Origin of the sequence: Deinococcus sp. YIM 134068, from assembly GCF_036543075.1 — a bacterium.
GTDB classification, from domain to species: Bacteria; Deinococcota; Deinococci; order Deinococcales; family Deinococcaceae; genus Deinococcus; species Deinococcus lichenicola.
Genome location: NZ_JAZHPF010000020.1, coordinates 1 through 21,248 on the forward strand (window position 1 = coordinate 1; position 21,248 = coordinate 21,248).

Annotated in this window: 18 protein-coding genes; 10 read left to right on the forward strand and 8 right to left on the reverse strand. The window is 70.2% G+C overall.

Going from position 1 to position 21,248, the window contains the following annotated elements; translation table 11 throughout:
• On the reverse strand, positions 1 to 967 hold a 967-nt coding region (locus V3W47_RS15615; RefSeq protein WP_331826149.1), incomplete at its 3' end, for an ATP-dependent metallopeptidase FtsH/Yme1/Tma family protein.
• Positions 968 to 1,322: 355 nt separating this feature from the next.
• On the opposite strand from V3W47_RS15615, the gene dnaK reads away from it, so the two are divergent.
• The 3 genes from dnaK (at position 1,323) to V3W47_RS15630 (ending at position 4,956) form a co-directional block, all read left to right on the forward strand.
• The gene (dnaK, locus tag V3W47_RS15620; protein WP_331826150.1) at positions 1,323 to 3,218 is read left to right on the forward strand and encodes a molecular chaperone DnaK; all 1,896 of its coding nucleotides are present in this window, start codon (positions 1,323 to 1,325) and stop codon (positions 3,216 to 3,218) included.
• 94 nt (positions 3,219 to 3,312) lie between these two features.
• Positions 3,313 to 3,966 (forward strand): nucleotide exchange factor GrpE, encoded by a 654-nt coding sequence (locus V3W47_RS15625; protein ID WP_331826151.1) that lies wholly within the window; start codon positions 3,313 to 3,315, stop codon positions 3,964 to 3,966.
• 81 nt (positions 3,967 to 4,047) lie between these two features.
• A complete protein-coding gene (locus V3W47_RS15630) occupies positions 4,048 to 4,956 on the forward strand; it encodes a DnaJ C-terminal domain-containing protein (RefSeq protein ID WP_331826152.1) in 909 nt (302 codons plus the stop codon).
• A 246-nt stretch (positions 4,957 to 5,202) separates the two neighbouring features.
• Here V3W47_RS15630 and V3W47_RS15635 read toward each other — a convergent pair whose 3' ends face one another.
• From V3W47_RS15635 to fba, 4 genes are all read right to left on the reverse strand, one after another.
• Positions 5,203 to 5,625: a CBS domain-containing protein gene (locus V3W47_RS15635; RefSeq protein WP_331826153.1), complete on the reverse strand. Its 423-nt coding sequence runs from the start codon at positions 5,623 to 5,625 to the stop codon at positions 5,203 to 5,205.
• 127 nt (positions 5,626 to 5,752) lie between these two features.
• The gene (locus tag V3W47_RS15640; RefSeq protein ID WP_331826154.1) at positions 5,753 to 8,254 is read right to left on the reverse strand and encodes a S8 family peptidase; all 2,502 of its coding nucleotides are present in this window, start codon (positions 8,252 to 8,254) and stop codon (positions 5,753 to 5,755) included.
• Between the two features lie 294 nt (positions 8,255 to 8,548).
• Positions 8,549 to 9,280, reverse strand: a complete 732-nt coding sequence (locus tag V3W47_RS15645; RefSeq protein ID WP_331826155.1) for a hypothetical protein — start codon at positions 9,278 to 9,280, stop codon at positions 8,549 to 8,551.
• A 124-nt stretch (positions 9,281 to 9,404) separates the two neighbouring features.
• A complete protein-coding gene (fba, locus tag V3W47_RS15650) occupies positions 9,405 to 10,322 on the reverse strand; it encodes a class II fructose-1,6-bisphosphate aldolase (protein ID WP_331826156.1) in 918 nt (305 codons plus the stop codon).
• A gap of 112 nt (positions 10,323 to 10,434) precedes the next feature.
• Here fba and V3W47_RS15655 point away from each other — a divergent pair, with 112 nt between their 5' ends.
• The 3 genes from V3W47_RS15655 (at position 10,435) to rph (ending at position 13,272) form a co-directional block, all read left to right on the forward strand.
• Positions 10,435 to 11,649: an aminotransferase-like domain-containing protein gene (locus V3W47_RS15655; protein ID WP_331826157.1), complete on the forward strand. Its 1,215-nt coding sequence runs from the start codon at positions 10,435 to 10,437 to the stop codon at positions 11,647 to 11,649.
• 82 nt (positions 11,650 to 11,731) lie between these two features.
• Positions 11,732 to 12,556 (forward strand): glutamate racemase, encoded by an 825-nt coding sequence (gene murI / locus V3W47_RS15660; RefSeq protein WP_331826158.1) that lies wholly within the window; start codon positions 11,732 to 11,734, stop codon positions 12,554 to 12,556.
• A complete protein-coding gene (gene rph, locus V3W47_RS15665; protein WP_331826159.1) occupies positions 12,553 to 13,272 on the forward strand; it encodes a ribonuclease PH in 720 nt (239 codons plus the stop codon). Before murI ends, rph begins: the two co-directional genes overlap by 4 nt.
• Positions 13,273 to 13,358: 86 nt before the next feature.
• On the opposite strand, the gene V3W47_RS15670 is transcribed toward rph, so the two are convergent.
• Together V3W47_RS15670 and V3W47_RS15675 are read right to left on the reverse strand one after the other, a co-directional pair.
• Complete coding sequence (locus V3W47_RS15670; protein ID WP_331826160.1) at positions 13,359 to 14,393, reverse strand: TolC family protein; 1,035 nt, start codon at positions 14,391 to 14,393, stop codon at positions 13,359 to 13,361.
• Complete coding sequence (locus tag V3W47_RS15675; protein WP_331826161.1) at positions 14,390 to 15,853, reverse strand: TolC family protein; 1,464 nt, start codon at positions 15,851 to 15,853, stop codon at positions 14,390 to 14,392. The genes V3W47_RS15670 and V3W47_RS15675 overlap by 4 nt, the downstream gene beginning before the upstream one ends.
• Positions 15,854 to 16,018: 165 nt before the next feature.
• Here V3W47_RS15675 and V3W47_RS15680 point away from each other — a divergent pair, with 165 nt between their 5' ends.
• Entirely contained in the window at positions 16,019 to 16,702 is a 684-nt protein-coding gene (locus V3W47_RS15680) for a response regulator (protein WP_331826162.1), read from the forward strand.
• Positions 16,699 to 18,033: a sensor histidine kinase gene (locus V3W47_RS15685; RefSeq protein ID WP_331826163.1), complete on the forward strand. Its 1,335-nt coding sequence runs from the start codon at positions 16,699 to 16,701 to the stop codon at positions 18,031 to 18,033. The genes V3W47_RS15680 and V3W47_RS15685 overlap by 4 nt, the downstream gene beginning before the upstream one ends.
• Before the next feature lie 446 nt (positions 18,034 to 18,479).
• On the opposite strand, the gene V3W47_RS15690 is transcribed toward V3W47_RS15685, so the two are convergent.
• The gene (locus V3W47_RS15690) at positions 18,480 to 19,940 is read right to left on the reverse strand and encodes a hypothetical protein (RefSeq protein WP_331826164.1); all 1,461 of its coding nucleotides are present in this window, start codon (positions 19,938 to 19,940) and stop codon (positions 18,480 to 18,482) included.
• Between the two features lie 103 nt (positions 19,941 to 20,043).
• Between V3W47_RS15690 and V3W47_RS15695 the strand changes: the two genes are divergently transcribed.
• The gene (locus tag V3W47_RS15695) at positions 20,044 to 20,898 is read left to right on the forward strand and encodes a hypothetical protein (RefSeq protein ID WP_331826165.1); all 855 of its coding nucleotides are present in this window, start codon (positions 20,044 to 20,046) and stop codon (positions 20,896 to 20,898) included.
• A 34-nt stretch (positions 20,899 to 20,932) separates the two neighbouring features.
• Positions 20,933 to 21,244, forward strand: a complete 312-nt coding sequence (locus tag V3W47_RS15700; protein ID WP_331826166.1) for a Rieske 2Fe-2S domain-containing protein — start codon at positions 20,933 to 20,935, stop codon at positions 21,242 to 21,244.
• Positions 21,245 to 21,248 lie beyond the last annotated feature (4 nt).

Genomic DNA, 21,248 nt, shown 5'->3' on the forward strand with positions numbered 1-21,248 from the left:
CCACCTGACGGTCGAAGCGTCCGGGACGCAGCAACGCTGCGTCCAGCACGTCGGGCCTGTTCGTCGCCGCCAGGATGATCACCTCCTGCCCACTCCCGAACCCGTCCATCTCCACCAGCAGTTGATTCAGCGTCTGTTCCCGCTCGTCATTCCCCCCCTGAAGATTGACACCGCGCTTGCGTCCCACCGCATCGATCTCGTCGATGAAGACGATGCACGGGGCACTCTTGCGGGCCTGCTCGAACAGGTCACGGACGCGGGCGGCACCGACGCCGACGAACATCTCCACGAAGTCAGAGCCTGAGATGGAGAAGTACGGCACTTTGGCTTCTCCTGCCACAGCCTTAGCGAGCAAGGTCTTGCCGCTTCCGGGAGGGCCGACGAGCAAGACGCCGTGGGGGATGCGGGCACCGAGCTGGTGATACCGCTCTGGTTGGCGGAGGAAGTCCACGACCTCCTGCAAGTCCTGTTTTGCCTCGTCACAACCAGCAACGTCCGCAAACGTCAGCTTGATCTGGCCCTCGCTGATCACCGCCGCCTTCGACTTCCCGAACGTCGACGCCGCGTCGGTGCCCCCGTTCTGCCGCCCGCGCAGCAGCAGCACCACGAGGCCGACGATGAGGAGCAGAGTCAGCAGGCCGCTGAGGACGGCGAGTGGGCTGAGGCGGGTGCTGGAGGCGTAGGAGACGTTCACCCCGGCGGCCTGAAGGCGGGCCAGCGTGACGGCGGGATCGGCGGCGAGAGTGCGGGTGCGGTAATTCTGACCGCTCCCGAGTTCGCCCGTCAGCAGGGCCGTGTTGTTCTGGTACTGCACACTTGCCGTCGCCACGTCCCCGGCCCGCAGCGCCGCCGTGAAGTCCTCCAGCGGCAGCTCGTTCGGGCGACCGCGCGGCGCGACGAGGCTGATGATCAGCAGCAGCGCGATCACGGCGGCACCGAGGCCCCATCCCCACGTGGCGCGTTTCATCCGCGTCGCTGGCTCCCCTGGCGGCAGGTTCCGGGCGTCATACCCCAGTGTAGGGCGCGCGGGCCGGGAAACTCTGGAACCGAAGTGGCGATGTGGTCAGGAGAACGGGACAGGGCACCTCCGCTGGGGCCGGGGCTGACTTCCGCCCCTCTCCCTCCGCTGCAGAACGGACCGGAGAAGTTTCTTCCTGCGGGTGAGGTGCAAAAGAGTCCTCTTCTCCTATCTGGCCCAACCTCAACCTGAGCGTACTCCACTCAACTCTATTGACTGTTTGGAACTGTGGCCTTATGATGAGCGCACGTACAGGACTGCTCCCCATACGGGCGCAGCATCCTACCCCTTCAAGGAGTCAACCATGCCAAAAGCCGTTGGAATCGACCTGGGCACCACCAACAGTGTGATCAGCGTGATGGAGGGCGGACGGCCCGAAGTCATCGTGAACGCGGAGGGCGCGCGGACCACGCCGTCCGTCGTGGCCTTCAAGGGCGACGAGCGCCTCGTCGGGCAGATCGCCCGCCGTCAGGCCGCGCTCAACCCGCAGGCCACCCTCTTCGAGGTCAAGCGCTTCATCGGTCGCCGCTGGGACGAGGTGAGCGAGGAGGCCGCGCGCAGCCCCTTCAAGGTGAAGGAAGGCCCCGGCGGGTCCGTCCGCATCGAGGTCGCGGGCAAGGACTACGCGCCCGAGCAGGTGAGCGCGGAAGTGCTGCGGAAGCTCGTGCAGGACGCCTCTGCCAAGCTGGGCGAGAAGATCAGGGACGTGGTGATCACCGTTCCCGCGTACTTCGACAACTCTCAGCGTGAGGCGACCAAGCAGGCGGGCGAGATCGCGGGCCTGAACGTGCTGCGCGTGATCAATGAGCCGACTGCCGCCGCGCTCGCCTACGGGCTGGAGCGCAAGGGCAACGAGACGGTCCTCGTGTTCGACCTCGGTGGCGGCACCTTCGACGTGACGATTCTGGAGCTGGGCGACGGCGTGTTCGAGGTCAAGTCCACGAGCGGTGACACCCACCTCGGCGGCGCGGACTTCGACCAGCGCATCGTGAACTGGCTGGCGACGGAGTTCCAGAAGGAGAACAGCTTCGACCTCCGCAAGGACCCGCAGGCCCTCCAGCGCCTGATCGAGGCCGCCGAGAAGGCGAAGATCGAGCTGAGTAACGCCTCCGAGACGACCATCAGCCTGCCCTTCATCACCTTCGACCCGGAGACGCGCACCCCGCAGCACCTGGAGCGCAACCTCAGCCGTGCCAAGTTCGAGGAGCTGACCGCCGACCTGCTGCGCCGCGTGCGCCAGCCCGTCGAGCAGGCCCTCAGTGACGCCAAGCTCAGCGCCTCCGGCATCGACGAGATCATCCTCGTCGGCGGCTCGACCCGCATTCCCGCCGTCAAGCGCATCGTGCAGGAGCTGACGGGCAAGACGCCCAACGAGTCGGTCAACCCCGACGAGGCCGTGGCGCTCGGGGCCGCCGTGCAGGCGGGCATTATCCAGGGCGACTCGTCCCTCGGCGACATCGTGCTGGTGGACGTGACCCCGCTGACGATGGGCGTGGAGGTCAAGGGCGGCATGATCGCCCCGATGATCACGCGCAACACGACCGTTCCCGCCAAGAAGACCGAGATTTACACGACCGCCGAGAACAACCAGCCCGGCGTGGAGATCAACGTCCTTCAGGGTGAGCGCCCGATGGCCGCCGACAACAAGAGCCTGGGCCGCTTCAAGCTCGAGGGCATCCCGCCCATGCCCGCCGGTCGCCCGCAGATCGAGGTGACGTTCGACATCGACGCCAACGGCATCCTGCACGTGACCGCGCGGGAGAAGACGAGCGGCAAGGAGGCCAGCATCCGCATCGAGAACACCACGACCCTCGACAAGAGCGACGTGGAGAAGATGGTGCAGGAGGCCGAGCAGAACGCCGAGGCCGACAAGAAGCGCCGCGAGCGTGTGGAGAAGCGCAACAACCTCGACTCCCTGCGCGTGCAGGCCCTCGGCCAGATCGAGGAGAACGCCGGGGCGAGCGAGGACGCCAAGACCAAGCTGAAGGCCGCCGCCGACGAGGCCGAGGAGGCCGTGCGGAGCGACGACGACCAGAAGATCGCCGACGCCCAGAAGCGGCTGGAGGAGGAACTCCGCACCTTCATGACCGCCAGCCAGAGCCAGGGCGGCCAGGGACCGCAGGACGGCCCCCAGGGTGGCAGGGGTGCGGCCCGGCAGGAAGACGACGTGATCGACGCGGATTTCAAGCCCGCCGAGTAAACGTCCGCTCCATCAACACATCAGGGGGGAGAGGACGGCCAGCGTGCCCCCTCTCCCCTATCTTCTTCCCATGTTCAGAAGGCGAGGCCCCACCATGACGAATAGCGACGATCTCAAGACCACGAACGAGCAGGCGACCACCGAATCCAACAGCACGCGCCGCGAGACGAAGACCATCGACGCGGACACGGACACCGACACCCTCGACACCGAGACCGACAACATGGACGAGGACGCCGATCTGGACGGCTTCCCCGGCATGGACGAGAACATGTTCGGGCAGGTGCAGGAGATGATGGCGAAGCTGGAGCGCGCCGACGAGCTGGAGCGTGAGAACGCCGACCTGCGCGGCAAGCTGGGCCGCCTCGCCGCCGACTTCGAGAGCTACCGCCGCCGCACCCAGGGTGACGTGGACGCGGCGCAGGGCCAGGGGGTCGCCAGGGCTGCCGAGTCCCTGATGCCCGTCTACGACGACCTCGACCGCGCCGTGACGATGGGCAGTGGCGACCCGGCCAAGCTCATCCCCGGCGTGCAGGCGGTGCAGTCCACCGTGCTGCGTGTCTTCGGCCAGCTCGGCCTGGAGGCGACGGGCCGGGAGGGCGAGACCTTCGACCCCCAGTGGCACGAGGCCCTTCAGGTGGTGCCCGGCGACGCGGACGACGTGATCGTGCAGGTCTACCAGCGCGGCTTCCGCATGGGCGACCGTCTGGTGCGGCCCGCGCGGGTGGTGGTGAGCAGGAAGGGGTAAGAGCGGCCAGCCGCCAGCGACCAGCGGCCAGCACACCCTCTCCTTCGCTGGCGGCTGGTCGCTGGAAGCTGGAGGCTACCTATGGCATACAAGGACTACTACGACCTGCTCGGCGTCCCCCGCAGCGCCTCGGACGCCGATATCAAGAGCGCGTACCGCAAGCTCGCCAAGCAGTACCACCCCGACAAGAACCAGGGCGACGAGAAGGCCGCCGAACGTTTCAAGGAGATCGGCGAGGCCTACGCGGTCCTGAGTGACCCGGAGAAACGCAAGCTCTACGACCAGTTCGGGCACACCGGGCAGGTGCCGCCGGGCTACGGCGGGGCGGGCGGGGGCTTTCAAGGGGGCGACTTCGGCGGCTTCGACCCCTCTCAATTCAGCGACTTCTTCCAGGGCCTGTTCGGGATGGGCGGGCGGCGAGGCGGGAGCGTAGGCGGACCGGGCGGCACTCAGGTCAACATCGAGGACCTGCTCTCGGGCATGGGGGGCAGCCAGGGGCGGCGCTTCGTGCAGAACGTCGAGGGCGAGTTGCAGGTCACGCTGGAGGAGGCCTTCGCCGGGTCCGACGAGGTGATCAACGTGGACGGCAAGCGCCTGAGCCTGCGGGTGCCCGCCGGAACGCGCGACGGCTCCAGGCTGCGCCTCGCCGGGCAGGCACCGGGCGGCGGCGACGTGCTCCTGACCATCCGCGTGTTGGAGGACGCCCGCTTCGACCTCGACGGCGACGACGTGACGACCACCGTGGACGTGCCCGCGCCTGTGGCCGCGCTTGGCGGGGACGTGACCGTGCGGACGCTGGGCGGCAGCGGCAATCTCCGGGTCCCCCCCGGCAGCAGCGGCGGACGCCGGATGCGCCTGCGTGGGCAGGGCTGGCCGAGGAAGGACGGCACGCGGGGAGACCTCTACGTGCGCCTGAACCTCACCGTCCCCGGCGATATGAGCGACGAGGAGCGGGAGCTATACCGGCGGTTGGGTGAATTGCGGAAGTGAAGCGGTGGAAAGGGGCCGTCTTCGGAGTGGAGGCGGCCCTCTCCCGTTTGTGTTGGGTGATGGGGAGAAGTTGACGGGCGCGTGTTCTGGGAGGCCAGGCTCGTTCACCCCCTCCCCGGCCCTCTCCCACAAGGAGGGAGGGAGAACAGGCGGCGAGCACATCAAGCGTTCAAAGGGGGGGTTAAAAGAGATGGGCCACCCTCCAGCCCTCGAAGGTGGCCCGCACTCTCGGCGTTGTGTTCTTGCCTAGCTGTTGTCGCTCGGCACGCTCACGCCCCGGAGCGCCTCCTCGTCCGCATTCCCGCTCGCGCGCACGGCGAGGTCCCCGAGGCTGACCATTCCGACCACCTTCCCGCCCTCGGTGACGGGCAGGCGGCGCAGTTGATGGCGGGCCATCTCCTGCGCGGCGTCCTCGACGGAGGTGTCGGCCTCCATCGTGAACACGTCCCCGGTGGTGTAGTCGGTGACGGCGGTGCCCGAGCCGTGCCCGTAGGCGACCGCCCGGATCACGATGTCGCGGTCGGTGATGATGCCCGTGGGCTGGTCGCCCTTCATCACGAGGACCGCGCCAATGTCCTGCTCCAGCATCAGCGTGGCGACCTCCTGCAAGGTGGCCTGCGGATCGACCGTGATGGGGTGGGGCGTCATGATCTCTCGAAGGGTCGGCATGCCTGAACCGTACTCATCCGTCCGTTAACCCTCGTGGGAACCCCGTGAAGCAGAACAGAGAGAGGGAGGTGACCGAACATGGCCCCTCCCCCTTTTTGCTGACGGCTGACGGCTGAGAGCTGACCGCTTACCTCATCAGCCAATCGAAGCTCGTCTTCATCAACGCGGCGCGGCTCTGCGGCGACAGGCCCTCCAGCCCGAAGCCCATGTTGATCGTGCGGTAACGGCCCGCGTCGTTCGTCACGATGGCCCCGGCGTTCTCGGTCGCGTTCTGGGCGGTGACGCGGGGGCGCTGGGTCTGCTGCTGGCCCTGAAGCACCTGCCGCAGCACGGAGCCGATCACGCCCTTCGCGAGCTGCTCGACGAGGCCGCGCGGGTTCTCGATCTTCTGCTCGGCGCGGGCGCGGTTGCGGTCCACCCGGATGCTCTGGGCGTTGATGGTGCCCGCGTTCGCGTTCGCGTTGCCCCAGCCCGCCACGACCGCGCTGCCGTTCAGGTCGGCGATCACGTCAGGGTAGTACTGGTTGCCCGCGCTCCCCTGCCCGTTGAGGGTGAAGGCGGTGTTGCCGAAGGCTCCGCGCGTCACGAACTTGGGATTGCCGGAGGAGTCGGCGACGAAGCGGGTCTTCAGCGTCTCGCGGTAGAAGTCGCCCGTGCCGATGTCGTAGCCGATGTCCTGCCCGGTCACGAGGAGGCGACCGCCGCCGGAGAGGTACTGACGCAGCGTGTTCTGGTCCGCCGCCGTCAGGGTGTTCTGGTACTGCTCGCCCGTCGCCCACACCACGATGTCGGCCTGCTTGAGTTCGCTGAGGGGCACCGGACCCTGCGCCTGCACGTTCCACACGAAGGCCCCGCCGGACGCGGCGTTGTTCTTCACGGCGTCACGTAACGCCGCCGTCACGTCGGCCCCCTGGCCCATGTCGTCGTCCACGAGGAGGACCGAGGGCTTCTTGCCGTTGTTCCCGCTCGGCGCGGGGGTGGGAGCCGGAGTCGGGGCCGGGGCGGAGCCGGACCCCTGCACGTCGCGGATGAAGCACGCCTTCTTCACGTTGACGATGGGATCGTTGCCCCACTCCTGCACCGTACATTTGAAGCCGTCGGTGCCGACGCCCGTGAGGAACTTGCCCTGCGCCCCGAAGGCGGCCTCCTTCTTGCCCTGGAACTTGCAGTCCTCGAACTCCATCGAGCAGAACGCGAAGCCCGCCGGACCCGTGGGCCGACCAGCGGCGGGGGGATTTGGGGTGGGGGCGGGGGCCGGGGATGGGGCCGGAGAGGGCGACGGGCTGGGCGCGGGCTGGTTGCCCTGGTTGCCGATGTTCACGCCGAGGCGGCTCAGGGCACCGGGCACGCTGATCAATCCGTGGCCGACGCTGTTGTTCTTGTTCGAACCGTTGCTGGCGCTGCCGTAGAGCGCACTCTTGATCGCGTCCACGCCCGTGCCGGGTTTGGCCCCCAGCATCAGGGCGACCGCCCCCGCCGCGATGGGGCTGGCCTGCGAGCTGCCGCTCAGCGCCCCGTACTGCCCGTTCGGGAACGCGCTGGTGATCGCCACGCCGGGCGCGGCCACGTCGGGCTTCACGAACACGCCGTTGATCTTGCCCTGCCACGCGACCGGCCCCCGGCTGCTGAAACTGGCGACGTTGCCGTTCTGGTCCACCGCGCCGACGCCGATCACGTCGGGGATGTTGCCGGGGCTGCCCGTGGTCGAGCCGTTCGGGCCGAAGTTGCCGATGGCGAAGACCGGCACCACGCCCGCCTTGAGCATGTTCTGCACGGGCGGCAGGAACTCGTCGTAGGTGCCCTGGATGCCCAGGCTCATGTTCACCACGTCGGCCCCGTCGTCGGTGTCGGCGTTGTTGTCCGGGTCGAGGACGTACTGCATCCCCGCGATGACCTGCGCGAAGGTGCCCTCGTTGTTCGGCAGCACGAGCGCGCTGATCAGCCGCGCGTCGGGGGCCACGCCCACGCTCTTGCCGACGAGCAGGCCCGCCGTGTGGGTGCCGTGGTTGGTGGTGTCACGCGCCCCGCCCCCCGTGCGGTCGCCGTCCGCGTTGAACTCCGCGAAGGCGGCGAGCTTCCCGGCGATCTCCGGGTGGTTGGGGTCCAGGCCCGTGTCGAGGTGCCCGATGCGGACGTTCTGCCCGCGCAATCCCGCCGCCCACGCCTGGGGTGCCCCGATCTTCTGGAGGTGCCAGGGCGTGCCGTTGGGGGCCGACGCGGCGCTGAGGGCCGCCGCACGCGGCACCCGCACCCGGAAGTTCTCGAAGACGGCGTCCACGAAGGGCAGCGCCGCGAGCACCCGCGCCTGCACGGGCGTCATGGGCAGGTACACGCTCTGGTCGAGCCACAGTTGGGTGGCCCGACCCGACCCCAGCGCCTGCGTCACGATCCCGGCGGCGGGGCCGAGTTGCCGGATGCGGGCGTCGAGCTGCTGGCGGGCTTCCCGGAAAAAGGCCCGGCCCCGCGCGTCGTTGGCGAAGCGGAAGCGCACGATCACGCCGACCGTGCTCTGGTCGCCGCGCTTGGCCCGCTCCAGCAGCGTGGGCGAGATGGTCCCCGCGTTCGCCGTCGTCACGCCCCCCAATGACAGGGCCGCCGCGAGGGCCAGAATGGCTTTCGTTGTCCTCATGCCCGCAGCCTAGCGACCCCCCGGTGACGCGCCCTGAAGCCCACATGAGGAGTTCTTGAACCGGGGTCAGGGGCGCGTCATCTTGGGGGGAGGGTGGACGAAGGGCGCGGCGTGGGGCGAGGTCGGATGCCTGACCAGCCACCTCTCATTCGCGTGGCTGTCCTTTCGGAGGGGAACGGGCAGGGTGCAGGTCTTCACGTCGCCGCCCCTCCCGCCCCAACGATCCTCAACGCGAGGCGCACGCATGAAAAAGGGCGAACGCCCCCCAAAGCGCTCACCCTGGCGAACCCACCCTCAGCGGCTGTACCCGAAGATGATGCCGCCCTCCTGAATCGTGCCGCGCATCATGCTCAGGCGGTAGTAGCTGAAGATGACCTGCCCGCCCGTGAGGTGCAGGAGTTGCAACTGGCCGTTCACGCCATTCTGGGTGACGGGGCTGTTGCCCTTCACCACCCACTCGTAGCCGCCGCGAATGTCGAGCGTGCGGTCGGGGGCCTCGCTGGGGGTGATCGGGCGCGGTTTGGTGACGAAGCCCTCGGGCGTCCGCAACTCCCCGGTGCCGAGGTCGAGGACCAGCCCGCGCAACACGCCGCCGAGGGCCGGGGCATCCCCGAAGCGCAGGCGGTTGCCCTCTCGTGTCAGAGGCAGCCTGACGACCTTGCCCGTGGGCGTCAGCACGGGCTGGAACACCAGATACCGCTCGAACTCCGCGCGGGGAATCCCCAGCCGCTCGTCGTAGCTCGGCTTCTGGCCCTTCGCGGCGCTGGCGATGACCGCCTTCAGGGCGTCGGGACTGCCGCCCCTCAGCGTTACCCGGCGTTGCAGCTCCACCAGCGTCAGGTTCGGGCGCTGCTCCATCAGTTGCACGACCTGTCCCGGCTGCGGCAGCAGCGCCGCGAGTTTTGCCATCCAGCCCGAACCGGGCAGCGAGGTGGTGCCCGCCAGCGCCAGCGAGGCGAAAGCCACCCCGGCCAGCGTCAGGAGCGCCCGCGAGGGAGAGGAAAAGGGGACGGAGGCGGCCTTCATGCCGAACGTGAGGATACGTCCGGCGGGTGAGAATTGTCCGTCCCCATGCTCATTTGAAGGGATAAGGCGGTCAGGTGCCCATCAGCTTGTGGCCGGGCACCCACTGGGGTTTGATTGTGGGAGGTTACGCCTTGCCGACGCTGCCGAGCACCCGCATCTTGTGCTCGATGACGCTGCTCATGACCTCGCGGGCGGGGCCGAAGACCTTGCGGGGGTCGAACTCCTTGGGGGTCTTCGTCAGCACCTCGCGCACGCCGACGGTCATGGCGAGCCGGAGGTCGGTGTCCACGTTGACTTTGGCGATGCCGTGCTGGGTGGCGAGGCCCAGGTCCTCGTCCGCGATGCCCGCCGCCTCGCCGATTTCCCCGCCGGAGGTGCGGAAGCGGCCCACGATCTCGGCGGGCACGCCGCTCGACCCGTGCGCGACGAGGGGGATGCTCACGAGGTCGCCGATCCGCTCGATGCGCGCCTGATCGATGTAGGGGCGGCCCTTGCCCTTGTACGCCCCGTGCGAGGTGCCGATGGCGATGGCGAGGTAGTCGGTGCCCGTCTCCTCCACGAAACGCACGGCCTCGTCGGGGTCGGTCAGGAAGGCGTCCTTCTCGTCCACGACGATATGTTCCTCGATACCGCCGAGGCGACCGAGTTCGGACTCGACGCTGATGCCCATCGCGTGCGCGGCCTCAACGACCCGGCGCGTCTCGTGGACGTTCTCCTCGAAACCGTGGTGCGAGGCGTCGATCATGACGGAGGTGAAGCCCATCCTGATCGCCTTCAGCGCGTTCTCGTAGGACGAGCCGTGGTCGAGGTGGAGGGCGACGGGCACGGTGGCGCGGGTGGCGATGTCGATGACGATGTTGGCGAGGTCCTGCCCGCCGTACTTGATCGCGCCCTCCGACATCTGCACGATCACGGGGGAGCGCAGCCGTTCTGCGGTGTGGATGATCGCCTGGGTGATCTCCATGTTGTTGGTGTTGAACGCGCCGACGCCGTACTTGCCTGCGCGGGCGGGAACCAGGATGTCGTTGCCGGTCACGAGCATGGGTGGGCCTCCTTTGGCAACGCCCACTTTAACCCGCACGGGGAGGGGTGGGGGGGTGCCCGGCTCTGCCGGACGGGGACAGCACCCCCACACGGGGCGGTAGGATGGCCCCATGACAGCCTCCACCCTGCCCGTGCCCGACTTCACGGCGCGGCTCTCCGACCGGGCGCGGCGCATGAACGCGAGCGCCATCCGCGAAATCCTCAAGATCACTCAGGAACCCGACGTGATCTCCTTCGCGGGGGGCCTCCCCGCCCCCGAACTCTTCCCCATCGAGGACGTGCGGCGGGCCACCGACGCCGTGCTCACCCGCTACGGGGCGGCGGCGCTGCAATACTCCACCACCGAGGGGCACCCGCCACTGAGGCGCTGGATCGCGGGGCGTGCGGGCATCGGGCCGGAGAACGTGCAGATCGTGACGGGCAGCCAGCAGGGGCTGGACCTCCTGGGCAAAATCCTGATCTCGGAGGGGGACGTGGTGCTGGTGGAGTCGCCCACGTACCTGGGGGCGTTACAGTCCTTCCAGCCCTACGGCCCGCGCTACGTGCAGCTTCCCACCGACGACCACGGCATCGACACGGACGCGCTGGAGGAGGTGCTGGCCTCCCAGCCCGCCAAGCTGCTGTACGCCATCCCCAACTTCCAGAACCCGACGGGCCGCACCCTGAGTCTGGAGCGCCGCCGCCACCTGCTGGAGCTGACGGCGCAGTACGGCGTGCTCGTCATCGAGGACGACCCCTACGGCAAGCTGCGCTTCACGGGCGAGGAGCTGCCGAACCTCTACGACCTCGCGCTGGAGATGATGGGCGGGCCGGAGCGCAGCCACGTCATCTACTCGGGGTCCTTTTCCAAGACGCTCGTGCCCGGACTGCGTGACGCGTGGGTGCAGGCGGCCCGGCCCATCATCGAGAAGCTCGTGCAGGCCAAGCAGGGGGCCGACCTCCACACGCCGACCCTGAACCAGATGATCGTCGCCGAACTCGTGGACGACGTGCTGCCGCGCCAGATCGAGCGTGTGAAGCGGGCCTACGGGCAGCGGGCGCGGGACATGGTGGCGCGCATTCAGGAGCACCTCCCGGCGGGGATAGAACACACCACCCCCGAGGGCGGCATGTTCCTGTGGGTCACGCTGCCGGAGGGCATCGACACCCAGCCCATGCTCGCGCGGGCGGTGGAGCGCAAGGTCGCCTACGTGCCCGGCAGCCCCTTCTTCGCGCTCGGCGGCGGGGCGAACACCATGCGCCTGAGCTATTCGAGCGCCACGCCGGAGCAGATCGACCGGGGCCTGCGGGCGTTGGGCGAGACGATCCGGGAGGCGATGGACTGAAGGGACGCGGGAAGCGGGACGCGGGAACGGCGTTCTTCCCTACGTACCGCGTCCCGCTTCCCGCGCACTATCATCCTCCCCGATGAGCGCAGACCGCCCACTCGGAGTCTTCGACAGCGGCGTGGGCGGCCTGAGCGTCCTCGCGGAGCTGCGGCGGGAGCTGCCGGGCGAGGGCTTCCTGTATCTGGCGGACACGGCCCATGTGCCCATCGGGGCGCTGCCGGACGAGACCATCCGTGACCTGACGGCGCGGGCGGTGGCCGCACTCCACGCGCGGGGAGCAAAGGGCGTCGTCGTCGCGTGCAACACGGCCTCGGCATTCAGCCTGATGCACCTGCGGGAGCGGTACGGGGCGGGCCGGGACCCCTTCCCGATCATCGGCCTCGTTCCTGCCGTGAAGCCCGCCGTGGCCGCCACCCGGTCGGGCGTGGTGGGCGTGCTGGCGACCCCCGGCACTCTGCGCGGCTCGCTCCTGCGCGACGTGATCCGGCAGTGGGCCGACCCCGGCGGGGTGCGGGTCCTCACCGCCGTCAGCGCCGACCTCGTGCCGCTCGTGGAATTGGGGCGGGCGGACGGCGCGGAGGCGCGGGCGGTGCTGAGAGAAGTCCTGACGCCGCTCGCGGAGGCCGGGGCCGATCAACTCGTCCTGGGCTGCACCCATTATCCCTTCCTCGCGGGGAGCATCCGCGCCGAGTTCGGGGAGACCTTCGCGCTCGTGGACAGCGGGGCGGCGGTCGCGCGGCACACCCGGAACGTGCTGTGCGGGGCCGGGCTGCTGCGGGCGGAGGAGGGGCCGGGCACTGTCTCCTACCTCGTGACGGGCGACCCGGAGGCGTCCCGGACCGTGATCACCACGCTCGTGGGCGAAGGCGGGCAGAATGTGTCTGTTATGCAGGTAAGCACTTGACCCTTTCCCTTCCCGCCCGCACGGGCCGCGACGCCCTGACTCCCCGACCACTGACGGTGGAACGCGGGGTGAATCCGCACGCGCCCGGCAGCGCGCACCTCAAGCTCGGGCGCACCGAGATTCTCGCCACCGTCTCCGTGGAAGACAAGCCCGCTCCGCACATGCGCGGCAAGAAGGAGGGCTGGCTCACCGCCGAGTACGCCATGCTTCCGCGCGCCACGACCGACCGTCAGGCCCGCGAGCGCAACCTCCAGAATGGCCGCCGCCACGAGATTCAGCGCCTGCTCGGGCGGGCGCTGCGGGCGTCGGTGGACCTGCGCCACTTCCGCAACCAGACGCTCTATGTGGACTGCGACGTGCTCGTGGCCGACGGCGGCACCCGCGTCGCCAGTGTTCTGGCCGGGTATGCGGCCCTCCACGACCTCTCCGACCGGCTGATCCTGTTGGGCAAGCTCTCGGAGTGGCCGATCACCCACGTCGTCGGGGCGGCGAGCGTCGGCCTCGTCGGCGACGAGTTGCGCGTGGACCTCGACTACGCCGAGGACCGGGTGGCCCGCGCCGACCTGAACGTGGTCGCCACCGACTCGGGGCTGCTGATCGAGGCGCAGGGCGGGGCGGAGGAGGGGCCGATCACGCCGGGGGAGTACGTGCGGCTGCTCACGGCGGGGGCGGAGGCGGTGCGGGGGCTGCTGGGGGAGTTGCAGCGGCAGCTTTGAGATGGAGAGCCGCCAGCCGCCAGCCGCCAGTCGCCAGCAAACGAGGAGGGGGAGGCTTCAACTCGGCCTCCTCCTCCCCATCCGGCCTACAGTGTTCCGCCGATGCCCGTCAGGTTCTGGCCTGCCGCCACCGAGAGGGCCGCGAGCGATTCGAGCACCGCGTCCTGTGCCTGCACGCGGGCGTACTGGGCCTGCTTGAGCGCCAGTTGCGTCTCCTGAAGGGTGACGGCGCTGATCGTGCCGCTCCTCAGGCGGGCGGCGTCCTGCGTATAAGCCCGTTGCGCGGCGGCCTCACGGCTCTGGGCCACCCGGAGCTGTTCGGCGGCGTTCTGGGCCGTCTGGTAGGCGCTCGCCAGCGTGGTGCCCGCGTTCTTCTGCGCGGCGTCGAGGGTGCGCTGGGCGTTCGCCAGCGTCGTGCGCGCGTCCGCGAGGGTGCGGGCGGGCGTGAAGTCGTTGTCGGCGAGCCGCACGTCGAGCTGCGCCTCCGTCACGGCCTGCTGGGCGCTCACCACGCCCGTGAGGTTGGCGTTCAGGGCCGAGCGAAGGGTGGCGAGGCTGGTCTTGAGGGTGGGCACGCCCGTCAGGGCCGCCGCCCGCACGTTGCTCCCCAGCGCGGTCAGGGTGGCGAGGCGCGCGGAGGCGAGGTTGACCTGGGCGCGGGCGTCGGCGAGGTCCTGGGTGCTGCCGGAGAGGGTGTTCTGCGCCCGCTGCACGTCCAATTGAGTGGCATTGCTCACGCTGAGCTTGACCTGGGCGACTTGCAGGGCCTTGCGGTCCACCTGCACCTGCAACGTCTGGAGTTCCACGTTCTCCTGCGACTCCAGCAGGGCGGTGTAGGCCGTGACGGTGTTCTGAAGGGTCGAGAGGCGGGCCGCTCGCAGTTGCACCGTGGCGAGGGCCTGCGCGTTCTGCGCGGCGAGCTTCGCGGCGGCGAGGGTGCTGGGGTCGGCCTGGGCGGCGCGGTTGGTGGCGGTCGCCTTCTCCAGGTTGGCCTGCGCCGTCCGCACGTCCGTGCCGCCCGCGAGGGCGGAGGTGACGGCGCGGGTGACGGTCACGCTGGTCTGGGCGGCGGCGGTGGGAAGGAGCAGGGCGAGGGAGAGGGTGGCGAGGACGCGCTTCACTGGGTGCCTCCGGCGGCGTTGACAAGGCGGATGAGGGCGAGTTGCACGGTGACGCGGGCCTGCACGAGGTCGCGCTGGGCCTGGGCGAGGGCGATCTGGGCGCTCGTCACGGCGTCGGCGGTGCCCGTCCCGGCGGCGAGGCGGGCGCGCGCGGCGGTGAGGGTGGCCTGGGCGACCTCCACCTGCGTGGCGCTCGTTTGCAGGGCGGTGATGTTCGTCTGGGCGGTGCTGTAGAGGGTGCGGACGTTCAGCTCGGCGTTCTGCTGGGCCACGTTCAGGGTGAGCTGCGCCTGGGTCACGTTCGCCTCGGCGGCGGAAATCTGGGCGCGCAGGGCGGGTGAGTAGACCACGTAACTCCCCGTCACGCTGGCGACGACCCGGTTGGTGGCACTCACGCCGCTGCCGCCGAAGGGCACGCTGTAGCCCACCGCCGCGTCGCCCTCCAGCACGCTGACGCTCGCGTTCACGCCGCCGCTGCTCGCCGGGCCGTAACGCAGGCTGGCCGTCAGGTCGGGGAGGCGGGCGTTGCGCCGCTGCTCCTCCAGCGTCTCCTGGGCGGCGGCGAGGTCGTTTTGCGCGTCCACGACATCCACCGTAGCCGTGCGGGCGCGGGTGACGAGGGTATTCAGGTCCGGCAGGGTGAAGGTGCTTGCTGGCGTGGTGGAGAAGGTCACGCCCGTCAGCGTCTGATTCAGCACCGCCGCGAGGTTCAGGCGGGCGACTTCGAGGTTGCTGCGCGCCTCCAGTAACGACGCCTGGGCAAGCTGCACGTTCGCCTGCGCGGTGAGCACGTCCTCCTGGGTGGCGTTGTTCTGCGCCCGGCGGGTCTGGGCAATTTCCAGTTGGCGCTGGCGCAGGGCCACGGTGTCGGTGGCGAGGGCCACGTCCCGCTGGGCGACGACGGCGGCGAGGTACTGCTGATACACGTTGAGCCGCGCGCTCGCCCCCGCCGCCTGAAGGCTGGCCTGCGCGAGCGTCAGGCTGCGCTGCGCGAGGCGCAGGGTGGACTGCCCGCTCGACCACGGCAGCAGCCCGAGGCTCGCCTGCACGCCCGCACTTCCGCCGAGGCTCGCTGCCGTGGCGCTCGTCGTGCCGTCGTCCCCCGTGGTCGTGTAGCCGCCCGTGTAGGTCGTGCTGCCCGTCACGCTCACGCTCAGGCCGAGGGCACTGCGGGCCGCGTTCAGGTTCTGTTGCGCGACCTGCACACTGAGCTGCGCCTGGGTGACGCTGGGGGCCTGAGCGAGTCGGGCGAGCGCGGCGTCCAGCGTGAGGGTCGTGCCCGTCTGGGTGGTCGTCTGGGTCGTGGTCTGAGTCGTCGTGGTCTGGGTCTGGGTCGTCCGCGCCGGGGTCGTGGTCTGACTGGTCTGCGCCCCCGCGCCGCCCACACCGAGCGCGAGGGCGAGCGTCAGGGCGAGGCGCGCACCGGGGGCGCGGGCGGGCGGGGTGAGGGGGAGGGTCATGCCGCTCAGCCTGCCGCGTCCGCACGAACGGCGCGCTCACCTTTCTTGAAGGTTTGTCGAAGACGGCTTGGGCGGGTCGCACACGCGGTTTTTCTTCCTGGCACGCGCCACGGCCCGGCCCCGGACCTTCGCATAACCTTCGCCCGTTGCGCCTACCATGCGGTCATGAGTGCCCTGATCCTGATTGTGGAGGATGAACCCCAGCTCGCGGAGGTGCTGGAGGCCTACGCGCGGCAGGAGGGCTACCGCACCGAGCGGGCGGGGGACGGCCATACCGCCCTGACCGCCTACCGCGCCGCCAGCCCCGACCTGATCCTGCTCGACATCATGCTGCCGGGCCGCAGCGGCCTCGACGTGCTCAAGACCGTGCGCGCCGACGGCTCGACGCCCGTCATCCTCGTGACGGCCCGCGCGGAGGAGACCGACCAGATCGTCGGCCTCGAACTCGGCGCGGACGACTATGTGGTCAAGCCCTTCCGCCCGCGCGAGGTGATGGCGCGCGTCAAGGCCGTGCTGCGCCGGGTGAACGCCGCCGAGGGCGACACCGAACGCCCCCTGCGGGTCGGGCCGTTGGAAGTGGACCGCCGGGCGGTCGTGGCGCGGGTGAACGGGCAGCCCCTGAATCTGACGCCCGCCGAGTTCCGGCTGCTCGCGCACCTGGCGCAGGTGCCGGGGCGGGCCTTTACCCGCGAGGAACTCCTCGCCGCCGCCCTGCCCGACAGCGACGCGCTGGAGCGGGTGGTGGACGCGCACCTCGCCTCCGTGCGCCGCAAGCTCGACGCCGTGCGGGCGGGCGGGCTGCTTCATACCGTGCGCGGGGTGGGCTACCGCCTGGAGGCGTCCGCTTGACCCCAGCCCCTCCCCCGCCGGGTGCCGGGTGGCGCGGGCCGAGCCTCGCCGTCACCCTGATGTTCGCCATGCTGCTCACGGTGGCGCTGGCGGTGGGCGGGATGTTCCTCTTCTCCAACCTCGCCGTGCAGCGCGAGGTCGCCCGGCTGCCGCCCGAGGTGCAGGCTTACCTGCGCGCCCGCGAGGAGGCCCAGCGCCTCGGGCAGGAACTCGCGCCCAGCCCCTTCGCTCCCGAAATCCGCATCGGTGAGGCCGACCGCGAGGGGTTGCCGCCGGGACAATCCAGCGCGGGCGTGAGTGGCACCGTCCCCCTACCAAACGGCATGGTGATCACGGTGACGGACGGGCAGCGCGAGTCGGAACCCCGCCGCCGCGACGACGGGGCCTTCCCGGCGGTCCTCAATCCCCGGACGCAGGACTTCGTGCGCGACGTGCAGACGAGCCTCGTGCAGGCGGGCCTGCTCGCGGCGGCGGCGGCGGCGACGCTGGGGCTGCTCCTCGCGCGGCGGGTGGCGCGGCCCGTCACGGCGGTCTCCCTGGCCGCCGCGCGGCTGGCAGGCGGGGACCTGGAGGCCCGCGCGCCCGTGCTGAGCGGCGAGCGCGAGGTGGCCGACCTCGCCCGGACCTTCAACGAGATGGCAGTCAGCCTGCAAGCCCTGGAGCGCGAGCGCCAGCAGGCGGTGGCCGACATCGCCCATGAATTGAGGACGCCCATCGCCATCATGCAGGCCCGGCTGGACGCGCTGGAGGACGGCGTGTACCCCCTCTCCCCCGAGCAGATCGCCCTGCTGAGCGGGCAAACGCAACTCCTGACCCGCCTCGTCGGTGATCTGCGGACGCTGACCCTCGCCGACGCGGGGCGGCTGGGGCTGCACATGCAGGAGGTGGACCTCGCCGCCCTCGCCGGACAGGTCGTGCGCGACCTCAGCGACCGGGCCGGGGCGCGCGGCGTGAGCCTGACCCTGGCCGCCCACCCCGCCCCCCTCACCGCCGACCCCGACCGGGTGCGCCAGATCGCCGCCAACCTCATTGAGAACGCCCTGCGCCACGCCCGCGCCCATGTGGAGGTGTGCGTGGAGCAGGGGGCAGGGGCCGCCCGCCTCCACGTGGACGACGACGGCCCCGGCATCCCCGAGGAGGGCCGCGACCTCGTGTTCACCCGCTTCACCCGCCTCGACGAGAGCCGCGCCCGCGACACGGGCGGCAGCGGCCTCGGCCTCGCCATCGTCCGTGCGCTGGCCCTCGCTCATGGAGGACAGGCGAGCGCGGGGGAGTCGCCGCTGGGGGGGGCGAGGTTCACGGTGGTGTTGCCGGTGAGGGGTGAGGAGTGAGGCGTTAGCGATGAGGGGTTGACGGACGGGTTTTCTTCTTTGCCAGGCCCGTTCACCGCCTCTGCTTCGCAGCTCTACGGGTCCCAACTTCTCCACTCAAGGGGAGGTGCAGAAGTGCTGTTCGTGGGGAGTGGGCAGGAGAGTCGTCACGTCGCCCCCTCACCCCGGCTCTCTCCCACGGGGGGAGAGGGAGAGAAAAGCGACGGCTTTTGCTTTCTAAAACCGTCACTCTCGACGCCCGATTCTTACCCGTGGGCGGACGGCCCACTCCCACCACCACGCCTTGCTCGCGGAGCTTCCTGGCTGGGCCTTCCAAATAGAGCGCAACAAGATCAAACCTTGCCACGCCAAGAATTCGACCACGGGCGCGGACAACAGGCCCTTTGCCCAGCGCAGCGCCACTCCCCCAGCCCCCTACCCCCAGAGGGGAGTGGGGGCGAACCGAATCAAGTCCCCCTGCCCCTCCGCCCCCCAACAAGCAGCAACACCAGCACCACCACGGCAAGCAACGTCAGCAACAACCCCGCGTGCCCCACCGCCAGAAACACGAGCGGCACGAGCGCGGCGACCAGCAGCGGTCCCACGAATCCCCGCCCCAACGTCACCACCCCGAAGGCCACCCCCACCGCCGACCCCAGCGGCAGCGCGACGAGCGGCGGCAGATAGGCGGTCAGCACCCCACCCAGCGCGAACCCGACCGCCAACCCCACCACCGCCCCGACCAGCGGCAACGGCAGGACGACCCGACGCCGACGCCACGCCCACACGACGACGAGGAGGGGGGCCAACACCAACGCCAGCGGCGAGACGAGGCCCACTTTGGCGAGCATCTCCCGCACACTCCCCTGCGAGAAGACGACGGCGACGTTCTGCGCGGTGATCACGTCCTGAAGCTGCCAGCGCAGTGTTCGGGGTCGCCCCAGCGCGTCGCGGCCCACCTCCGTCGGAAAGAGGCTGTACCGCTCGAAGCGGGCAGGCCGGTCGGCGGTGAGGGAGAGGTCAAGGTTCCGCAACGGCTCGCGGCGGTCGGCAAGGCGGTAGGCCCAGCCGCGCGACCCCTGATGCCGGTACATGACGTTCACCCGGACGGTCTGTCCGGCACCCACCAGTCCCTCCCAAACGCTGCCGCCCGTGAGGTCGCTCGCCCGCTCCACCCGCCCGTCCACGGTGAGGCGAAAGCCGCTCAGCGTCCCGCTCCCCTGCGGCAGGGGGAAGACGAACCGCGCGGTGACGGCCTCCTCGCGCGGGTTGGTGAAGGTGTAATCGGCGGTGAAGGCGGCGTTGTAGGACGTTCCGCGTCCGCCCGCCGGGTCCACGAAGCGCAGGTCGGCGCGGGCGCGGGTGGTGTCCAGCCCGAGGGGAAGCTCCGTCCGCAGGGTCACGTCGCGGGTGAAGACGAGGGTATCGCCCCGCCGCGTGAAGCCCTCGCGCAACTCCTCCACGCTGGGGCCGGAAGCGCTGCCGAAGTACGGGAGCAGCGTCTCCCAGCCGCCGTCCAGTTGCAGCCGCGTGTACACGTCGGCGGGGAGGGTCAGGGTGCGGGTGTAGGTCCGGCTCTCCAGCAGGCTCACGCGCGGGGAGGTCTGCACGGTCGGCCCGCCCTGGGGATCGGCGACGTTGGTGGAACGGGCACTCTGCTGCAATCCCAGCCGCACGTCCACCGCCCGCCGCGTGACGTGCAGCGCCAGCGCCCCCACCCCGACCGCCAGCGCCACGAGCGCCCACCGCCCCAGCGCGGGCAGGCGTGCGCCCAGCCATCCCAACCCCGCCCGGAAGCGTTCCCGGTCCAGCGATCCGACGAGGAGCAGCGCGACCAATCCCACCCCACCAAAGACCAGCAACGGCACGACAAGGGAGAGAAGCCATGAGACGGCACCCAGCAGGGCATGAAGCGCGGTCTGGACCATAGGAGCCTCCGAGTTGATGCGTACTCAATGGAGTACATACCTTATAAGGCGGTGTTCACTCATCCAACGAAAGGAGGAGGAGCCGTTCCGGGTAGGCTGAGCCATGCCTCGCCCTCTCCTCGGCCTGCTCGCCGCCCTGTCGCTGGCCCTGTCACCGGGTCACGCGGCGGTCCCAACGGTGCCCGTCCCGGTGTTCGTGCTGCTGCCGGGGGATGAGGGGAGGGCCTCGCTGCTCGGCGTGTGGGAGGGCGGGCGCTGGCTGGGAGACGGCAACGCGGCGCGGCGGGTGCGGGCCGGGGCGACCTACCGGGTGCAGGGGTTGAGCGGCCCGGCCACCACGGCGCGGGGCGGGCGGGCCGAGTACTTCGGAGTGCCGTGCGAGAACGCCTTCGGGGTGGCCCTGACCCCGGAGGTCCGGCCCGCCAACTTCACGGTGGTCACGCCCACCGGGGTGAGGACGCGCCCCCGCCCTGTGACCGTGCTGCCGACGACGGGAGCCGTCTACCGGGAGGCCGTGCGGGCCGAACTCGTGCGGCGCGGGCTACCCAACCCAGTCGTCCACCTCACCCGCGTCGTCCGCGCCGACCTCGACGGCAACGGCACGGACGAGGTGATCGTGGAGGCGAGCCGCTTCGCCGAACGCTCGGGCCTGTTTCCGCCGCCGACCGGGCAGCCGGGCGACTACAGCCTCCTCCTGTTGCGGCAAGTGGTGGGGGGACGGGTGCGGACGAGCGTCCTCGGCGCGGAGGTCGTCTCGAAGGCATATGACCCCGACAGCACCGAGCCGATGCCCCTCGCCACCCTCCACGCCCTCGCCGGACTCGCGGACCTCAACGGCGACGGGCGGATGGAGGTACTGACCTTCGGCGCGTACTACGAGGGCTACGGGCTGACGGCGAGCGAGTGGACGCCGGGCGGTGGGCTGAAGACGCGGCTGGAAACGGGCTGCGGAGCCTGACCGTCTCCCCCCTCGCCCCGCTAGACTCGCCCGCATGGGTGAACGGGTCAGGGTCGGCGCGGAGGCGGAGTTGCCGGAGGGCAGCCAGACGGAGGTGCAGGTGGACGGCGTGGGCGTGGTCGTCGTGCGCTATGAGGGCGCGTTCTATGCCCTGCGGAACAACTGCACCCACCAGAAATACCCGCTGCTGGGCGGCGAGGTGAGCCAGGGCCGCATCACCTGCGAGAAACATGGAGCAAAGTTTGAGCTGGCGACGGGCAAGGCAAAGACCCTCCCCGCCGTGAAGGCGGTGCAGATTTACGGCACGGTGGTGGAGGACGGCGAGGTGTACGTCCTGCCGCTTTAGAGGA

What these genes read in the sequence shown, in the direction of transcription:
- fba (WP_331826156.1), bottom strand. Translation starts at nt 10,322, where the DNA reads ATGCTCGTGACCGGCAACGACATCCTGGTTCCCGCCCGCGCAGGCAAG.
- V3W47_RS15635 (WP_331826153.1), bottom strand. Translation starts at nt 5,625, where the DNA reads ATGCCGACCCTTCGAGAGATCATGACGCCCCACCCCATCACGGTCGAT.
- V3W47_RS15645 (WP_331826155.1), bottom strand. Translation starts at nt 9,280, where the DNA reads ATGAAGGCCGCCTCCGTCCCCTTTTCCTCTCCCTCGCGGGCGCTCCTG.
- V3W47_RS15625 (WP_331826151.1), top strand. Translation starts at nt 3,313, where the DNA reads ATGACGAATAGCGACGATCTCAAGACCACGAACGAGCAGGCGACCACC.
- V3W47_RS15640 (WP_331826154.1), bottom strand. Translation starts at nt 8,254, where the DNA reads ATGAGGACAACGAAAGCCATTCTGGCCCTCGCGGCGGCCCTGTCATTG.
- V3W47_RS15655 (WP_331826157.1), top strand. Translation starts at nt 10,435, where the DNA reads ATGACAGCCTCCACCCTGCCCGTGCCCGACTTCACGGCGCGGCTCTCC.
- V3W47_RS15680 (WP_331826162.1), top strand. Translation starts at nt 16,019, where the DNA reads ATGAGTGCCCTGATCCTGATTGTGGAGGATGAACCCCAGCTCGCGGAG.
- V3W47_RS15690 (WP_331826164.1), bottom strand. Translation starts at nt 19,940, where the DNA reads ATGGTCCAGACCGCGCTTCATGCCCTGCTGGGTGCCGTCTCATGGCTT.
- V3W47_RS15630 (WP_331826152.1), top strand. Translation starts at nt 4,048, where the DNA reads ATGGCATACAAGGACTACTACGACCTGCTCGGCGTCCCCCGCAGCGCC.
- V3W47_RS15700 (WP_331826166.1), top strand. Translation starts at nt 20,933, where the DNA reads ATGGGTGAACGGGTCAGGGTCGGCGCGGAGGCGGAGTTGCCGGAGGGC.
- V3W47_RS15695 (WP_331826165.1), top strand. Translation starts at nt 20,044, where the DNA reads ATGCCTCGCCCTCTCCTCGGCCTGCTCGCCGCCCTGTCGCTGGCCCTG.
- murI (WP_331826158.1), top strand. Translation starts at nt 11,732, where the DNA reads ATGAGCGCAGACCGCCCACTCGGAGTCTTCGACAGCGGCGTGGGCGGC.
- dnaK (WP_331826150.1), top strand. Translation starts at nt 1,323, where the DNA reads ATGCCAAAAGCCGTTGGAATCGACCTGGGCACCACCAACAGTGTGATC.
- V3W47_RS15675 (WP_331826161.1), bottom strand. Translation starts at nt 15,853, where the DNA reads ATGACCCTCCCCCTCACCCCGCCCGCCCGCGCCCCCGGTGCGCGCCTC.